At 62.5% G+C, this 17,075-nt stretch carries 12 protein-coding genes; 4 read left to right on the top strand and 8 right to left on the bottom strand.

Annotated features, from left to right (window positions below):
• Position 1 precedes the first annotated feature (1 nt).
• From AC2ETI_RS27605 to bar, 5 genes are all read right to left on the bottom strand, one after another.
• On the bottom strand, positions 2-904 hold the full coding sequence (locus AC2ETI_RS27605; protein ID WP_019746091.1) for an FAD binding domain-containing protein: 903 nt from the start codon (positions 902-904) through the stop codon (positions 2-4).
• Positions 905-993: 89 nt separating this feature from the next.
• The gene (locus AC2ETI_RS27600) at positions 994-2,433 is read right to left on the bottom strand and encodes a uracil-xanthine permease family protein (protein ID WP_020909747.1); all 1,440 of its coding nucleotides are present in this window, start codon (positions 2,431-2,433) and stop codon (positions 994-996) included.
• 291 nt (positions 2,434-2,724) lie between these two features.
• Positions 2,725-3,948 (bottom strand): aminotransferase family protein, encoded by a 1,224-nt coding sequence (locus tag AC2ETI_RS27595; protein ID WP_031333307.1) that lies wholly within the window; start codon positions 3,946-3,948, stop codon positions 2,725-2,727.
• Positions 3,949-3,989: 41 nt separating this feature from the next.
• Positions 3,990-5,468: an amidase gene (locus AC2ETI_RS27590; protein ID WP_019746094.1), complete on the bottom strand. Its 1,479-nt coding sequence runs from the start codon at positions 5,466-5,468 to the stop codon at positions 3,990-3,992.
• A 137-nt stretch (positions 5,469-5,605) separates the two neighbouring features.
• Entirely contained in the window at positions 5,606-6,715 is a 1,110-nt protein-coding gene (gene bar, locus AC2ETI_RS27585) for a barbiturase (protein WP_003946033.1), read from the bottom strand.
• 223 nt (positions 6,716-6,938) lie between these two features.
• On the opposite strand from bar, the gene upp reads away from it, so the two are divergent.
• The 4 genes from upp to AC2ETI_RS27565 all read left to right on the top strand — a co-directional run bounded on the left by upp (position 6,939) and on the right by AC2ETI_RS27565 (position 12,376).
• Positions 6,939-7,562: a uracil phosphoribosyltransferase gene (gene upp, locus AC2ETI_RS27580; protein WP_182261712.1), complete on the top strand. Its 624-nt coding sequence runs from the start codon at positions 6,939-6,941 to the stop codon at positions 7,560-7,562.
• Positions 7,563-7,654: 92 nt separating this feature from the next.
• A complete protein-coding gene (locus AC2ETI_RS27575) occupies positions 7,655-9,352 on the top strand; it encodes a PucR family transcriptional regulator (RefSeq protein WP_003946020.1) in 1,698 nt (565 codons plus the stop codon).
• 289 nt (positions 9,353-9,641) lie between these two features.
• Positions 9,642-10,868, top strand: a complete 1,227-nt coding sequence (locus AC2ETI_RS27570; protein ID WP_020909750.1) for a CaiB/BaiF CoA transferase family protein — start codon at positions 9,642-9,644, stop codon at positions 10,866-10,868.
• Positions 10,865-12,376 carry a carboxyl transferase domain-containing protein gene (locus tag AC2ETI_RS27565; protein WP_269576617.1) on the top strand — a complete coding sequence of 504 codons (1,512 nt, stop codon included), beginning with the start codon at positions 10,865-10,867 and terminating at the stop codon, positions 12,374-12,376. Before AC2ETI_RS27570 ends, AC2ETI_RS27565 begins: the two co-directional genes overlap by 4 nt.
• Before the next feature lie 96 nt (positions 12,377-12,472).
• On the opposite strand, the gene AC2ETI_RS27560 is transcribed toward AC2ETI_RS27565, so the two are convergent.
• The 3 genes from AC2ETI_RS27560 to AC2ETI_RS27550 form a co-directional block, all read right to left on the bottom strand.
• Positions 12,473-13,906, bottom strand: a complete 1,434-nt coding sequence (locus tag AC2ETI_RS27560; protein WP_264613652.1) for a uracil-xanthine permease family protein — start codon at positions 13,904-13,906, stop codon at positions 12,473-12,475.
• Positions 13,907-14,054: 148 nt separating this feature from the next.
• A complete protein-coding gene (locus AC2ETI_RS27555) occupies positions 14,055-15,698 on the bottom strand; it encodes a PucR family transcriptional regulator (protein ID WP_483634682.1) in 1,644 nt (547 codons plus the stop codon).
• 102 nt (positions 15,699-15,800) lie between these two features.
• Positions 15,801-16,916, bottom strand: coding sequence for an XdhC family protein (locus tag AC2ETI_RS27550; protein ID WP_264613653.1), 1,116 nt, complete (start codon positions 16,914-16,916; stop codon positions 15,801-15,803).
• Positions 16,917-17,075: the final 159 nt, after the last annotated feature.

The following is a 17,075-nucleotide window of genomic DNA, read 5'->3' as shown; positions in this document are numbered from 1 at the left end:
GTCACCACTTTCCTGCCAGTACTGCGTTCTCACTGAGAGCATCCGTTGCCGCCGCGAAGCCGACCCGCGCCGTGAGCGCGGACACCAACTGCGAGCGGTACGCCGCCGTCCCGTGAATGTCTGCCTCGGTATCTATCTGCGCGCGGGCGCATTCTCCGAGAGTGCGCCATCGCGGGTCTCGCTGATCCGTCGCGGACGCCCCCGCCAGCACGTCCGTGTAGTCCACGACCTGCCCCAGCTCTCCGGCGGACACGTACGTCATGTGCGCTTCGGCCACCAGACCGTCGACCACGCGAATCCGGGCGACGACGCCGACCAGTGCGTAGTCACCGTGACGACGCGCGATCTCGTCGATGGCGGTCCCCACTCCGGGTTCGGCGCCGGGCACCGACACCGACACCGCGATCTCGTCCGATTCCAGGCTCGATTCGAGAGGACCGGCAAAGAGATCCGTCGACGCGATCTCGCGGGTGCCACGCACCGACTGGACGGTCACGCTGCCGCCGAGCAGTGTCAGGACTGCCGGCATCTCCGCCGACGGGTCGGCATGGACGATGGAACCGACGCTCGTCCCGCGGTTACGGATCGTGGGGTGCGCTACCAACTGCAGAGCACGGTTCAGTAGAGGCTGAACTCGACGAGCACCTTCGTCGGCCGCCAGCACCGAGTGCGTGGCCAGGGCCTGGAACCGCACTCCTTCGTCTTCGGACGAGGTCACCGAAGCGAGGTTCGGGATCGATCCGATGTCGACGATGTGGGCGGGCGCGGCGAGGCGCATGGACAGCAGCGGCACAAGCGATTGCCCACCGGCGAGCACCTTCCCCTCGTGAGAGACCTCGGAGAGGATTCGGCACGCGTCCTCGACCGAGGACGGTCGGTGATAAGTCAGCGGCGACGGTTTCATTACTCAATCCTGCCTCTATGAGTCACTTCACGTTTTGTGCAGATGTGACAACGGTCACGGGTCATACCTGGCATACATTCAACTTGGCATCACGTGAGCTGCGCCACGGGCTCTTCCCGTTCGTCATCTGACGTATCCGGACCCGTCGTGGAGCCCGGTCGCCTGCCGGGCTCCGGCCTGTTCAGTTCGGGGTTCCTGGACCCGACGAACTGGCAGAAGTGGTACATCACGATCAAGACGATGGTGCCGAGCGCGATGCCTCCGAGTGAGAACGTGTCACTGAACTTCAGAGCCGTGTCGCCGATACCGATGATCAGACCGGCGGCGATCGGCATCAGATTCAGCGGATTCCCGAAGTCGACACCGTTCTCTTTCCAGATCTTGGCGCCGAGCAGACCGATCATGCCGAACAGAACCACAAGAATTCCGCCGAGAACGCCGCCGGGAGTCGCCGCCATGACCGCCCCGAACTTGGGGGAGAAGCCGAGCAGGATCGCGATGACACCCGCGATCACGTACGCGGCGGTCGAGTACACCCGAGTGGCCGCCATGACACCGATGTTCTCGGCGTGTGTCGTCGTGGGAGAGCCGCCTACTGCGCTGGCGATGGCGGTGGCAAAACCGTCACCGGCAATTGCGCGTCCGATGTACGGGTCGAGATCGTCGCCCGTGATCTCGGCGACGGCCTTGACGTGACCGGCATTTTCCGCGACCAGTGCGATGACACCGGGAAGGACCAGAACGATGAACGTGAGGCTGAACGAGGGAGCGTGGATACCGACGATTCCGTTGGCTTCGTCCGAGAACGGCGGCAACCCGAACCACGACGCCGAGTGCACCGAATCCCAGTTGACACGAAAGTGCTCGGTGGGTGCTCCACTACCGCCGGCGGACGTGATCGGACCGGAGACCCGGTCGAGGACCCACGAGAAGATGTAGCCGAAAACCAGCGCGACGAGAATGGCGATACGTCCCAGGAAGCCGCGTAGCGCAACGCTCATCACGATCAGGGCAACCATCACGATCAGCGCCACCCATTGGTCCTGCGGCCAGTACAACCCCGCGACAACGGGCGCCAGGTTGAAACCGATCAGCATCACCACAGCGCCGGTGACCACCGGCGGTAGCGCTTTACTGATGACGCCACCGCCGAGAAAGTGGATGGCGATGCCGACGAATCCCAGAACCAACCCCGACACCAGAATCGCACCGGTCACTTCCGCCGTCGTTCCACCCTGAGCACGAATAGCGGCAACGCCGCCGACAAAGGCCGCCGACGTACCGAGGTAACTGGGGACGCGTCCTTTGACCACCAGGAGGAAAAAGAGCGTACAAAAGCCCGACATCATCACGGCAAGTTGGGGATTGAGACCCATGATGATCGGGAAGACGAACGTCGCGCCGAACATCGACACGACATGCTGGCCACCCAACCCGATGGTTCTTCCCCAACTGAGTCGCTCGCCGGGAGCGACCACTTCACCGGGTCCGATGTTCTTTCCGTCTCCGTGCAACGTCCAGATCGGCATGACGAGACCTTTCGCGAAGGAGGAAGGTGTTCGAAATGCTTTGTGCCCCAGCTCACAAACACCGTGTCTGGAGTGAAACGCTAATGCAGCAATCAGATTTGGACGTGATGACAATCTGCCAGAACCCACTCACCGAGATTGGCAACAATGGTGGCAGATGACGCGGGCAGGGGTCATCGTCAGTGCTGGAGACAGTTTCGACCCAAATGAGGACCGCTCCGCGAAGGGCCCAAACATTTTCTTCGGCTTAATGATTCCGTAACACGATGTCTGTCAACGGAAACGAGGTACCTAGCCGAGGGCTGCGAGGATTCCTGCTGCCATCTCCGCGACCTGATCGTCGGTCATGACGAACGTCGGCGAAATCTGCATCGCACCCTGACCCGCCGCGCGACCCGAAATACCGTGCTCACGCAACGTCTTCACGAACGGCAAAGCCTCCGCCGGATCAGCCAACTGCACCGCAGCGACCGCACCCAGTCCACTACGAACCTCCGCCACCCGCGGATGCTCGGCCAACGGCTGCAGATGCGTATGCAACGACGCCTCCAGACGCTTCGACTCCCCAAGCAAATTCTCACGCTCGAGAATGTCGAGGTTCGCCATCGCCGCCGCAGCAGCACCGGCATGCCCACCGTACGTGTAACCATGACGCCACCACGAACCCGCATAGAACGGCTCCGCCACCCGCGGCGCGATGAACACCGCACCCATCGGAACGTAACCGGACGTCAAACCCTTTGCCGTGGTCATCATGTCGGGCTGCAAATCGAAACGAGTAGACGCGAACCACTCGCCGCCGATACGACCGAAACCGGTCACCACCTCGTCGACGACAAACAGAATGTCGTGCTCGCGGCAGATGTCGCGCACCTCCGCCAAATACCCCTCCGGCGGAAGATAGACCCCACCCGCACCGATGATCGGCTCCGCGAAGAACGCGGCGATCTTGTTCGCACCGATCCTCTCGATCAACTCGAGCAGACTCTTCGCATCATCCCAGCCGACCGTGGCCGCATCCGCCATCAGCTCGCCGTAACCCTCACGGTTCACCGCAATACCCGCCAGAGCCGTTCCCGCAACATGCATTCCGTGGTACGCCTTCTGACGACCGACGATGATCGCCTTCTCCGGCTGCCCCACCTCATGCCAGTACCGGCGAGCGAGCTTCGCCGCAGTGTCCACCGAATCCGAACCACCCGAAGTGAAAAAGATCTTGCTCCCGGCAACCGGCGCGATCTTCGCCAACCGCTCCGCCAACACCTGCGTGGTCTCGGGAACAAAATCACCGAAATTCGAGAAATGAGCGATCTTCGACAACTGAGCCGCCACCGCATCCGCGATCTCCGTGCGCCCGTGCCCGACATTGGTGAACCACAGGCCCGCCGTCGCATCCAGATACCGAGTGCCCTCGCGGTCCCAGATGTACGCGCCCTCACCGCGAGAGACGACAAACGCGCCGTTCTTCTCCACAGCGCCCATGTCCGCGAACCCGTGCCACAATGCCGAAGCCATCGTCGTTCTCTCCCAACTGGATACGTTCGAAATAGATTAGGTCAGTTCACGCGGAGTGCGGGAGGAAGAACCCGCTCGACCCACTGGGTTGCCTGCTCGAATGCGTAGGCGAGTTGGAGTACGTCCAAGTCGGCTCCGTGCCGACCGATGATCTGGATACCCATGGGAAGCGAACGATCGTCGAAGCCGACCGGCATCCCCGCAACCGGAACCCCGGCCATCGTCCAGGGAACAACCGTCTCCATCCACCGGTGATACGTGTCCATCGACCGCCCGTCGACGGTCTCGGGCCAGTGAGTGTTCTTGTCGAAAGGAAACACCTGAGCACTCGGCGCGAGAATGTAGTCGTAGGTTTCGAACATCTTGGTAATGGCCGACAGCCAGCCGTTGCGGGCCTCCGCAGCCTTGGTCACGTCGAGTGCCGAGAGGGTGACCGCATGCCCGAGTTCCCACAACAGTTCGGGCTTCATCAACTCACGCAAACTCGGATCGTTGTACTGATCGATCAAACCGAGCTGCGCCCACCAACGCCATCGCAGGAACAGTTGCCAGATGTCCTCGGGTTTGAAGTCAGGAAGCGCAGCCTCGACGCGGCACCCCAACTGTTCGAAGACCTCGAACGAGGATTCGCACAACTCGAGAACTCCAGGTTCGGTTGCCAGGTACCCGTTCCAGTCACCGACCCATGCGATCCGAGAGCCCTTCAGATCCCGTGCGAGGCTTTCGGTGAACACAGCGGGATTCTCACGAATCCCCAACGGTGCATAGGCATCCGGCCCCGCCATCGTAGAGAGAAGGTGAGCCACGTCGGTGACGGTTCGGCCCATCGGACCCACAACAGCGCCCTGAGCGATGAATCCCGTCTCCGGTATCCGACCCCAGGAAGGTCGAAACCCCACAACGTTGTTGAACGCCGACGGGTTTCGGAGCGAACCCATGTAATCACTTCCATCAGCCACCGGCAGCATGCGAAGCGCCAACGAGGCTGCGGCGCCTCCGCTGCTACCGCCGGCAGTGCGCGAATTGTCGTACGGCGACACCGTCGTACCCCACACCGGGTTGTACGTCTGGGATCCGAGCCCGAACTCCGGTGTGTTCGTCTTGCCGATCACGATGGCACCGGCAGACTTGATCCGCTTGACGAACAGGTCGTCCTCTTCGGCGATTCGATCCGCGAACATCGGCGACCCGGACGTGAACGGCAGACCCTTGGCTGCCGAAAGATCCTTCACCGCATGCGGAAACCCGTGCATCCAACCGAGATATTGCCCACTCGCCAACTGCGAATCACGCTCGCGCGCCTCCGCCGTCAATGCTTCCCGATCCCGCAATGCGACGATCGCGTTCACCGCCGGGTTATGAACTTCGATCTGGTCGAGGTAGCTGTCCATCACCTCGACACACGACACTTCACGCCTGCGTATCAGACCACTGAGCGTGACCGCATCGGCCATGACGAGCTCGCGATTCTCGGGCGCACCGGAAACGCTCTCGTCGACAGGGTCAGCAGCATGAACCATCGTGAATCCTTTCAAGCAGTGAAGTGGGTTGCGCCGGCAGAATCTCGGTCGGATTCGCCGCCACCGGCAACTGATTCGAGGACGAATTACCGGTGGCGGCGCGCGACTGTCGAAGTTTCCAGCGAGGTTCTTACCGGCTACTGACCGAGATCGACGATGGCGGCGACAGGGCCGCCACCCTCGGGGCCCTGATGCGCTGCCGAGACCGAGACGAACACTGCCGGATCACCGGTGACAGCTGCCGTGACTCCACCTACGCACGACTTGATCTGGCGGTGCCAGTGCACATCGGAGTCGTCGAGCATCGCATTACGACGGCCGCGGACCGTTCCGTCCTGGCTGGCCTCGCACTTCAAGAACACGTTGACGAGTTGACCGTCCAGGTCGCTCGAGTGCGGCCGCTCCGGAAGTTCGAGTCCGGCGTCACGGATCGCCGCCCAGATGCCGTCCTGGTCGAGCGGATCCTTCATCACGCTGTGGCCGATCCGGTAGCGTCCGCCGACGCCACGTGCGTTACCGACGACAACGATCTGAGCACGGTCCAACTCGACGCCGGACGAGCAGGATGCAACAGAGGAGAAGAGCTCGCGGCTGTGCATGACATCCTCGTCGGTCGGCATGTCGATTTCGCCGAGTGCAACCGCGATTCCGAGCGCCGTACCGCCGTTGGACAGGTCCATCGACTCATGAGTCTGTTCGGTCCACACGGTCTTGCCGCGACTCTTGGCGTCACGGATGGTGTGGATTGTCAGCAACGGAGTCTTGGTCTGTACGTAGTGCACGTCGGCGGGATCGGTGATTCCGGCATCGGCCATCGCATCTTTCACTGCCGCAGCTACTTTGGTGATCATTGCGGTACGACCGATGTCCTCGGGCAGCAGCTGCTCACTCATGGCGACACCCACGGTCAGTCGCGGCTCGTCGGTCTTGGTGACCTTGTCTGCCGGTACCGTCGCGAAGATCGTCGCGTGCGGGCTGATCACACCGTCCGTGCCGCCTGACCAGACGATCGGCACCTCCGCCACCTCTTCGGGGCTGCGATTACCCTTGGCGGAGAGAACCTCTCGAAACGCTCGGTCCGCGATGATTCGCGTGTAGTCGTTGACGCCGCCGTTACCCTCGGTTTTGCCGATGACTGCAATGACGCGGTCGGCCTCGAGGACACCGTCGTCGATCAGCTTGGCGAGCTCACTGGCGTCGGAGACGCTGTGTAGCGGAACCTTACGGACCTCGATTGCTTCGGGCATTGGCATCTCCTTGTATAGGGAATCGTGGAGGCAAAATTGGGCCTTGACAGCTCCTGGCGCCCAGCCCAGCCGAGCGGTTCGGAACTGCCATGCCGACCACGCTATGACGACTCGAACCCTTCGGCATCGTCAATAGTTGCCCAAACGAAAACCGCGATTGGTTATTTCGACTCCAATTCACCGGTTGTGCGCCGCCCCATCGGTTCTCACTTACGATTCGACCATGGACACCACTGTTGTCGACCATCCGCTGGCGGCATCGCTGCTCACGACCATGCGCGACGCTCGCAGCGACAACGCAACTTTCCGGTCCGCCTTGCGCAGACTGACCCATATGTTGGTCTACGAGGCCATGCGCGGCGCAGAAGTTGAACAGTTCGACATCGAGACGCCAGTTGCTCCGACGCTGGGAGTGCGACTGGCAAATCCGCCGCTCCTGGTACCGGTCTTGCGAGCGGGCCTCGGCATGGTCGAACAGGCGAGCGCCCTCATTCCGCAGGCAGGTGTCGGTTTCGTGGGAATGGCACGAGACGAGAAGACACACCAACCGGTTCCCTATCTGGAGTCCCTGCCCGCTGATCTGTCGGGCACCCCCGTCTACGTCCTCGATCCGATGTTGGCGACCGGTGGATCCATCATCCGCACAATCGATCTGCTCATTGCACGCGGAGCCACCGATGTGACTGCAATATGTGTCGTCGTGGCTCCGGAGGGGATCGAAGCACTGAGGAACTCCGGACATCCAGTCAGGCTCCTCACTGCGAGCATCGACGACGGCCTGAACGAAAATGCTTTCCTGATACCTGGACTCGGAGACGCGGGCGATCGCCAATTCGGACCACGGTAGTTGGCAGACATACGGAGAACCACTCATTTCGAGAGGCTATTTTCGTCAACTGTTGACAATGTTCGTCGCGTGATCGAGCGTAGTCTCGCGACATGGATAGATCTGCCAAATATTCGAGCGAAGAGCTTCAACATTTGCCAGAAGGTGGCGACTACAGACTGACGGTTCGGGATGTCCTCGAGCTACCCAGTCTGCGTGGAGCCGAAGTCCTTGCCGGGCACGGGGGCTTGCGCCACCTCGTTCAATCGGTGAACGTGATGGAAGTACCGGACATCCTCGCTTGGGTGAAGCCGAACGAACTGTTGGTGACAACCGGGTTCCCGCTGCGTTACGGGCGAACCGGAGAGCTTCTCGACGATACAGATCTCAGCGACCTCGTCGACGGTCTCGCACGCCGAGGAGTCGCGGCACTTGCCGTTAAAACGGGCCGCTATCTCGACGAACTGCCGGAAGCCATGCTGCACATGGCAGAGCAGCGAGGGCTGCCGTTGTTGGTTCTTCCCGTCACCGCGGGATTCGACGAGGTGATCTCGGAGGTCTTCACCAAGTTGGTGGCGAAGCAGTCTGCGGCACTCGACATTGCCGATCGTCTTCACCGCTCGTTGACGTCGATCGTCTTGGAAGGTGGCGATCTACCCCAGATTGCCGCGGAATTCGCCGCGCTTTTCGACGTCAGCGTTCTCATCTGCTCGCCGGACGGAAGAGTGTTGACGGAGGCCGGAGATTCAGCCGCGCTGAACGCGCTTCCGTTGTTCGAAAGCACCGGTCGGTTCCTGACCGAACGGGTCGCTGTCGGTTTACAGAACGCGCCCAAAGGATTTCCTGGTCAGTTGGCGCTCACCCGGGTGGTGGCCGGCGGCACCGACCACGGCCGAATGGTCGCGTACGCCGGCACCCACGAACTCGGCGCAGTTGTCGTCCAAGCGCTGGAGCGAGCGGCCACCGTTGCTGCGCTGGCCGTCACCAAGCAGCTGGCAGTTGCGGCAGTAGAATCCAAATTCCGCGGCGACTTCCTCCGCGACGCACTGATAGGTGAAGCCGGCTCGCCGGCGGAAGTGAGCGCGCACTTCACCCAGTTGGGGTGGGATGTCACTCGTCCACTTGCCGTAGTGGTTGCAGAACTCGACGTCGATCACCCGGAATCCCAGCACGCGAATTCCACGCGCACGGACCAAGATCGACTCAGCGACGGCTGGCAACAAGTGGTACGCACCCACGAGCGGACGGCACCCTCCGTCGGGTTTCGACACGAGGTGGTCACGCTTTTCCCGACCAGCACCGACCGTGCAGTTCGGGACATCGAAGGGTTGGTGCGCAAGGTTGCCGGAGATCGCACCAGCGGCCGCCGCTCCTTCAGCACGGGAGTGAGCCGGGTGATCTACTCCCTGGCCGATCTACCTGCTGCCTACGACCAAGCCTGTACGGCCGTGGTCGTCGGCCGACGTATCAACGGGCCGGGCCAGATCGCGCACTTCGACGAACTCGGCGTACACCGACTCCTCTCGCTCCAGACGGACAAGAGCGAACTGCGTTCGTTCACCGATGACGTTCTGAAGTCACTGTCGGCGGACAACGCCGAAGCCGCAGATTTGCGTCTGACTCTCCAGACGTTGCTCGACTGCAATTGCAATGTCGCCGAGGCGTCCCGGGCACTGCATATGCACTACAACACTTTGCGATACAGAATCGGAAAGCTGGAGAGCGTCGTCGGATCGTTCACCGACGACCCCGTCCTTCGATTGAACGTCTCACTCGCCCTGCAGGTCATGAAGATGCACGAAATGTCATGAAGATGCACCAAATAGGCTGACAGAGCGCCCCGATTACGGTTCGATACAACCGCAATCGCGCCATGCGTTGAGCGTTCGTCACTTCTTACCCACCACTGATACCCGTCATCGGCAAGGTTACCCATGTGCCGTTGACCGGTGCGCGCTTACGGTTCGAAAGACGGGCCGCACATACCTCCTTCAGTGGCCCTGGCCGATTTCTCGGTCCAGCGGACCGGAGTCGACCGAACTACGGAGGCCTCAACCACCAACTGGCTCAGCCAATTACACCAGAACACGGCGGTGCGACATGAACTCGACTTCGAAGCCTCACAACACAAGTGCTCGTAGTGGTCCGTTACACGACGTGATTGTCGTCGACCTCACGCGCGCACTCGCGGGTCCTCACGCGGCAATGATGCTCGGCGATCTGGGTGCCGACGTGATCAAGGTCGAATCACCTCACGGTGGCGACGACACCCGTGGGTGGGGGCCGCCTTTTGTGGAGCCACCGCTGGAACCACCGAACACGCAACGGGAATCGACGTACTTCCTCTCCACGAACCGGAACAAGAAGTCGATCACGCTCGACCTCAAATCCGACAGCGGGCGCGCAACCCTCGAAGATCTTGTCTGCCGCGCCGACGTTCTCATGGAGAACTTCCGCACCGGAGTTCTCGATCGACTCGGATTCTCCACCGAGCGGCTGGCCGAACTCAATCCTCGACTGATCGTCCTGTCCATCAGCGGTTTCGGCCACGACGGCCCGGAAGGTGGCCGCGCCGGTTACGACCAGATCGCCCAGGGGGAAGCCGGACTCATGTCGCTGACCGGCTCGAGCCCGGACGACGTTCAACGAGTCGGAGTTCCGATCGCCGATCTTCTCGCCGGGATGTACGGGGCGTTCGGTGTCGTCGCGGCTTTGAAGGAACGCGAACAGACGGGCAGAGGCCGTGTCGTTCGAACGTCTCTCTTGGCCAGCGTGGTCGGCGTTCACGCGTTTCAAGGAACGAAGTGGACCGTCGCCGGCGAGGTAGGCACAGCGCAAGGCAACCACCATCCCTCGATCGCACCGTACGGGCTCTTTCGTACCGGCGATGGCGCAGTGCAGATCTCGGTCGGCAGCGAAAGCCTGTGGAGAAGATTCTGCGAAGGGTTCGAACTCGATCCCGATGCCCCCGGTATGGCAACAAACGCCGAACGCGTCGAAAATCATTTCCAGGTCGTCGAATTGATCGAACGTACCTTCAAACCGTATTCGCGTGACGAGCTTCTGACCGAACTCGACCGCATCGGAATACCGGCAGGACGGGTTCGGACGATCTCCGAAGTGTACGAATGGGAGCAGACCCGATCACAGGGATTGCTCGTCGACGTCGACCACAGCACGCTCGGCAACATCACTCTGCCCGGGCCGCCGTTGCGATTCTTCGATCCGGACGGAACAGAAGTGACGGAGACCCGGCACACCGCACCGCCGGTACTCGGTGAAGACACTGACGAAGTCATGTCGTGGCTACAAGGATTCACCCGATGAACCGCCTGACGGCTCGCGACTTGCTCGACCTGGTGATCGATGCCGGCACCTGGGAGTCGTGGGATACCCCTCCGATCCCCGTCGCGACCGACTCCGATTACGCCGAAGCACTTCTGCGGGCCCAGGAGAAGACCGGACTCGACGAGTCCGTCCTGACCGGAAGCGCCTCCGTCCGAGGCCGCCGTGTGGCAATCATCATCTGCGAGTTCGGTTTTCTCGGCGGATCGATCGGCGTGGCGGCGGGCGAACGCCTCGTCGTCGCCATCCGTCGAGCGTCGCAAGAGCAGCTGCCCCTTCTTGCGCTTCCCACCTCCGGAGGAACGCGTATGCAGGAGGGGACAACGGCATTTCTGCAGATGGTCAAGATCACCGCGGCGCTCATCAAGCACAAAGAAGCGCACCTGCCCTACATCGTCTACCTCCGAAACCCCACCACCGGAGGCGTATTCGCGTCCTGGGGGTCACTCGGTCACGTGACGATCGCGGAGCCAGGAGCCCTCGTGGGATTCCTCGGCCCCCGGGTGTTCGAGGCTTTGTACAACTCACCTTTCCCCGTCGGTGTCCAGACAGCGGAGAACCTTCACGAGCACGGACTCATCGATGCGGTGAGGCCGCCAGACCAGCTCGCCGAAATCGTCGACCGCGCATTGCGCATCATCACCTCGAGACGTCGTGGGTACTCGTTGCCGAGTGACCCGTGCTCGTACGACTGCCCGCCCGATACGTCAGCCTGGGAATCCGTCGTCGCATCCCGACGCGAAGATCGACCGGGGATCCGGGAAGTGCTGCTCAATTCTGCCTCGGACATGCTCCCGCTCAACGGAACCGGCCAAGGAGAGAACGATCCCGGCATCATGCTCGCGCTCGTTCGCTTCGGCGACATGCCCTGCGTCCTTCTCGGACAGGACCGACGCGGGCAGACTGCTCACTCCCCACTCGGCCCCGGCGCTCTGCGGGAAGCTCGGCGAGGGATGCGGCTTGCCGCAGAGCTCGACCTGCCGTTGGTGACGATCATCGACACGGCAGGCGCGGCACTGTCGAAGGAAGCCGAAGAAGGTGGACTGGCCGGCGAGATCGCTCGGTGCATAGCCGACATGATTTCACTCGAGGTCCCCACCATTTCCCTCCTGCTCGGGCAGGGCACCGGCGGCGGCGCCCTGGCACTGATTCCGGCCGATCGAGTGCTGGCGGCCCGCCACGGTTGGCTCTCGCCCTTACCTCCCGAGGGGGCGAGCGCGATCATGTTCCACGACATCACGCACGCTCCGGAGATGGCGGCCGGTCAAGGGATACGGTCCTTCGATCTGCTCACGGGCGGCATCGTCGATCGGGTCATCCCCGAATTTCCCGATGCCGCGGACGAATCCGCCGCCTTCTGCACTCGCGTCGGAGCGGTATTGCACTACGAGCTGAGCGTGCTCAGTGCTACCGATCCGACCGAACGGCTCGTCACCCGCACCGAACGCATCGACCGTATCGGCCTGGTCGAAGCCAGCACTGCCGTCTGATCGATCAGTACACAGAACACGCACACACCGCGAAAGGCCGGACATCCTCCAAGGAGGATGTCCGGCCTTCGACAATCGAGCACACTCAGCCAAGTGTCACGTGAGCTGCGGGGCGGGTTCTTCCCGTTCGCCGCCGGGAGCCTTCGAATCCGGCTTGTTCGGTTCCGGATTCTTCGTATTCAGCTCCGGGTTCTTCGAACCGATGAACTGGCACAGGTGGTACATCCCGATCACGACGATGGTGCCGAGCGCGATGCCGCTGAGCGAGAACGTGTCACTGAACTTCAGAGCCGTGTCGCCGATACCGATGATGAGGCCGGCCGCGATCGGCATGAGGTTGAGCGGATTGCCGAAGTCGACGCCGTTCTCCTTCCAGATCTTGGCGCCGAGCAGACCGATCATGCCGTAGAGCACCACGGTGATTCCGCCGAGAACACCGCCGGGCGTCGCCGAGATGACGGCACCGAACTTGGGGGAGAAGCCGAGCATCATCGCGACGATGCCGGCAACTGCGTAAGCGGCGGTGGAGTACACACGGGTCGCTGCCATGACACCGATGTTCTCGGCGTACGTCGTGGTGGGCGAACCGCCGACGCTGCTGGCGATAGCGGTGGCGAAACCGTCACCGGCGAGCGCGCGTCCCATGTACGGGTCGAGATCGTCGCCGGTCATCTCTGCGACTGCCTTGACGTGGCCGGCATTCTCCGCGATCAACGCGATGACACCGGGAAGAACCAGGATGATGAATGTCAGGCTGAACGACGGGGCATGGATGCCGACGATTCCGTTGGCCTCGTCCGAGAACGGGGGCAGGCCGAACCACGACGCCGACTGCACCGAATCCCAGTTGACGCGGAAGTGCTCGGTGATCTGACCGGTGCCTGCGTCGTAGGAGGTGATCGTGCCCGAGACCCGGTCGAGGAGCCAGGAGAGGACGTAGCCGAAGATCAGCGCCAGGAAGATGGCGATGCGCGCCATGAAGCCACGTAGCGCGATACTCATGACGATCAGGGCCACCATGACGATCAGAGCCACCCACTGGTCCTGCGGCCAGTACAGCCCTGCGACGACGGGTGCCAGGTTGAATCCGATCAGCATCACCACTGCGCCGGTCACCACCGGGGGAAGAACCTTGAATACGACCCGGCCACCGAGGAAGTGGATCGCGATACCGATGGCTGCCAGGACCAGTCCGGACACCAGGATCGCGCCGGTCACCTCTGCGGACGTTCCGCCTTGGGCACGAATGGCGGCGATACCGCCGACAAAGGCCGCCGACGTACCGAGGTAGCTGGGAATGCGTCCCTTGACCACCAGCAGGAAGAAGAGCGTACAAAAGCCCGACATCATCACGGCAAGTTGAGGATTGAGCCCCATGATGATCGGGAAGACGAACGTCGCGCCGAACATCGACACCACGTGCTGGCTGCCCAGCCCGATGGTTCTTCCCCAGCTGAGCCGCTCGCCGGGAGCGACCACTTCACCCGGTCTGATGTTCTTTCCATCTCCGTGCAACGTCCAAATCGGCATGATGGGACCTTTCGTGCAGAGGAAGGCGTCCGAACGCTGAGTGTGCTCCAGCTCACAAAACACCGTGACTGGAGTGAAACGCTATTACAGCGCAGGGGTATCGACGTGATGACAATCTGCCAGAACCCACGGACTCGGATTGGCAATATTAGTGATTGATGCCGCGCATCGCGGTTATCTTCAGTGCTAGAGACAGATCCAGCCGTAGCTCGGGTCGCGCCGTGAAGGGTCCAAGCATTTTCTCCAGCTTAACGACCCTGTAACGCAGTGTGTTGTAATGGAAGTGGAGCTTGCGCGCTGTCTCGGCGATGTTGATGTTGGTCGCGAGCAAGACTTCCAATGTCTTGCGCATGTCCTGCGCTTCGGCAGTTTCCTCCGTCAGTTCCCGCAATGTCTCCCGCGCGAACGTCTCCAGCTCGTTTTCGTCCTCGACCAGACTGAGCAGTCTGTACACACCGAGATCGTCGAACTGAGTCACCGTCCACGGACCGGAGATCCGGCGTCCGACGGTCAGTGCGGTGCGCGCCTGACTGTAGAGCGCGGGGACGGCGTCGATCGCCGCTGTCGGCCGGGACACCCCGACACTGAACGGCCTTCTCCCGCCGCCACCTTCACCGCGAACGACCGTGACGAGGTCCCGCACCAATGCCATCGTGTCGGTGCCGACGCCCATGACGATCACCGTCTCGCCCGTCAGCGCGGTCACCGCCGCACCGGGATCGCGGTGGGCGATCGCCCCGGAGAACGCCATCGCCTGGCGATCGACGACGGGCAGCCGAGCGGGCGCCGCAGAGGCCGGTTCGTCGATCGGGTCCGGCTCGATCGAGACGATCACCAGCGGGCGATCGAAGTCCCAACCGAACGTCTTGGCGTGGGAGACAACGTGATCGTGGTCCCCGGCCCGGCCGAGGAGCAGGTCGTGAACGAAGTTGGCGCGATGGCGTTCTTCCACCGACGCCACGGCCTGCTCACGGGTGATGACCAACGCGCACACCGACGCCGCTCGCTCGACCAGGTACTGGTCGTAACTCGTCATCACGCGCTCACCGGTGAACAACGCGAGACGCCCGTGGTCGATGTGATTGGCGGAAATCGCGGACACTGCGATGAATTGACCGTCGAACTCGTGCAGACCCAACCCGCCCTCGACGGTATCGGTCCGCAGACGACCGGTGGAATCGACGGCGGGACAGGCAGACAGATGCTTGCGCTCCGCGGCATCCCCGGCGCGGCAGATCTCGCGTCCGTCCGAGGTGGTGATCAGGGCGGCGCCCTTCATCTCCCGTGCGATGACCTCGGTCAATTGTGGGAGGCCGCCGCCGCCCATCACGACGTCGACCAGCAGCCGTCGCAGGCGCTCGGCCCCGAACATGGCGTCGATCTGGGCCGACTCCGTCTGCTCACGGTCTCTCGCCGCAGGGTGATCGCACGCACCGTGAAAAACCAGGAGCGGGAAGCCGGCGCTTTCGGCCGCGTCGACCAGTTCCGGCGCGAGAGTGTCCCCGTCTGCGCCGAATTGGACGGCGAGGGCTGCAACTCCGCGCGTCGACAACCGTCCGACAAATGCTTTGAAGGTTTCGGTGACCCGGGCGAGGGTTTCCGGCGTGGTGATCAGCAACTGTCCGTGTCGCAGCCACGGTCCGATGTCCGGAACCGCCATGAATCCCACCCGGGCTACCGTCGGGTCTTCGCAGCCGCCGGCGACCTTTCGAACACCAGGAAGGAGCGGGGTTCGAAGAAGTTCGGAGAGAACAGCATTCACCTCGGATGCCGGTACGGCCGGGTTTGCCACTTGGCAGGCACCTCGATTTCATTCGGATCACGGAAGATGGTTCACGAAAGAAACGATCCTATCCCCACCGAACACAAGATGTCCGAATTCAGCGCAGTCGACTCAGGCCGTTCGATGCAGGGCGGTCGGATTCTCCTGAGGTGGCGGGTGGATCGGCCCCTGCAGATCCCGCAGTTCCAAACCGGAGGCATTGCGCAGGGTCTTGGTCATCTCGGCGAGGATCGACAATGCAGTCTCCTCCGGCGTCCTGGCGCCGAGATCCAACCCGATCGGTGAGTGCAGACGCCCCAACTCGGCGTCGGTAACGCCTCGCTCCTTCAACAGCGCCACCCGACGCTCATGCGTCGCACGACTTCCCATCGCGCCGACGTACGCAGCCGGCGAACGCAGCGCGATCTCGAGCAAGGGGATGTCGAACTTCTCGTCGTGGGTGAGCACGGCCAGGACGGTTTTGTTGTCGATCGGTGCGGTTTCGAGGAACTTGTGTGGCCACATCACGACCAGATCGTGGGCGTCGGGGAAGCGCGCCCGTGTCGCGAAGACCGGCCGTGCGTCCACGACGGTCACTCGGTAGCCCGCAAAGGCGCCCAACGTACACATCGAGGCGGCGAAGTCGATGGCCCCGAACACGTACATCCTCGGTAGTGGCGCGAAGATCTCGACCAGCAAGTCGTGCTGCGAATCGATGAGGGTTCCCGCCGGCGCGACAAACGCTACGGACTCACCGGTGTCCATCGTGCGCAACAGGATGGAGACCTCGTCCTCCGTGGCATCCAGATCCCCGCTGCGTCGGCCGTGCTCGACGACGAGGTGCCGCGCCGGCGCTCCCGGACGCACTTCGGTGACCACGACGACGGGCGTATCGGCCTCGATTCGTTCACAGACCTGACCGAACTCGGCGAAATCGGCTCCGACGGCCTGGACAAACACTTCGATGGTTCCGCCGCAGGTCAGCCCTACTCCGATGGCGTCGTCGTCGGAGACGCTGAAGACCTCGACGCGGCTGGTGCCGTCGGCGAGAACCTCCTGGGCGATCTCGTACAGTGCACTCTCGATACACCCGCCCGAGACGCTGCCGACCACCTCGCCGGAGCGTGAGACGGCCATCGAAGCACCGGGCATGCGCGGTGAGGATCGCCAGGTACGGACAACCGTCGCCAGTGCAAAATCCTCGCCGCGGGCGTGCCACTGCGCCAGCTGAGTGGAAATGTCGCGCATCGCCTCGCCTCCCGCTTGCATCGCCGTCCGTAGAGAGTTCACGGTATCGGCCCACCGCAATCCTGCCTGTCACACAATGCGCCTAAATCCGGGCCCTGCAGTTGTGCAATGTCGCCGTCGCATCACCGTGCGCTCTCGACCAGTGTTGTCACCGAGCCC

Source organism: Rhodococcus sp. MurmanLake-1, assembly GCF_056945715.1.
This window is presented reverse-complemented; position numbering and strand designations above follow the sequence as displayed.

What these genes read in the sequence shown, in the direction of transcription:
- AC2ETI_RS27570 (WP_020909750.1), top strand. Translation starts at nt 9,642, where the DNA reads ATGAACTCGACTTCGAAGCCTCACAACACAAGTGCTCGTAGTGGTCCG.
- AC2ETI_RS27550 (WP_264613653.1), bottom strand. Translation starts at nt 16,916, where the DNA reads ATGCGCGACATTTCCACTCAGCTGGCGCAGTGGCACGCCCGCGGCGAG.
- AC2ETI_RS27600 (WP_020909747.1), bottom strand. Translation starts at nt 2,433, where the DNA reads ATGCCGATCTGGACGTTGCACGGAGACGGAAAGAACATCGGACCCGGT.
- AC2ETI_RS27605 (WP_019746091.1), bottom strand. Translation starts at nt 904, where the DNA reads ATGAAACCGTCGCCGCTGACTTATCACCGACCGTCCTCGGTCGAGGAC.
- bar (WP_003946033.1), bottom strand. Translation starts at nt 6,715, where the DNA reads ATGCCCGAAGCAATCGAGGTCCGTAAGGTTCCGCTACACAGCGTCTCC.
- AC2ETI_RS27575 (WP_003946020.1), top strand. Translation starts at nt 7,655, where the DNA reads ATGGATAGATCTGCCAAATATTCGAGCGAAGAGCTTCAACATTTGCCA.
- AC2ETI_RS27560 (WP_264613652.1), bottom strand. Translation starts at nt 13,906, where the DNA reads ATGCCGATTTGGACGTTGCACGGAGATGGAAAGAACATCAGACCGGGT.
- AC2ETI_RS27595 (WP_031333307.1), bottom strand. Translation starts at nt 3,948, where the DNA reads ATGGCTTCGGCATTGTGGCACGGGTTCGCGGACATGGGCGCTGTGGAG.
- AC2ETI_RS27565 (WP_269576617.1), top strand. Translation starts at nt 10,865, where the DNA reads ATGAACCGCCTGACGGCTCGCGACTTGCTCGACCTGGTGATCGATGCC.
- upp (WP_182261712.1), top strand. Translation starts at nt 6,939, where the DNA reads ATGGACACCACTGTTGTCGACCATCCGCTGGCGGCATCGCTGCTCACG.
- AC2ETI_RS27590 (WP_019746094.1), bottom strand. Translation starts at nt 5,468, where the DNA reads ATGGTTCATGCTGCTGACCCTGTCGACGAGAGCGTTTCCGGTGCGCCC.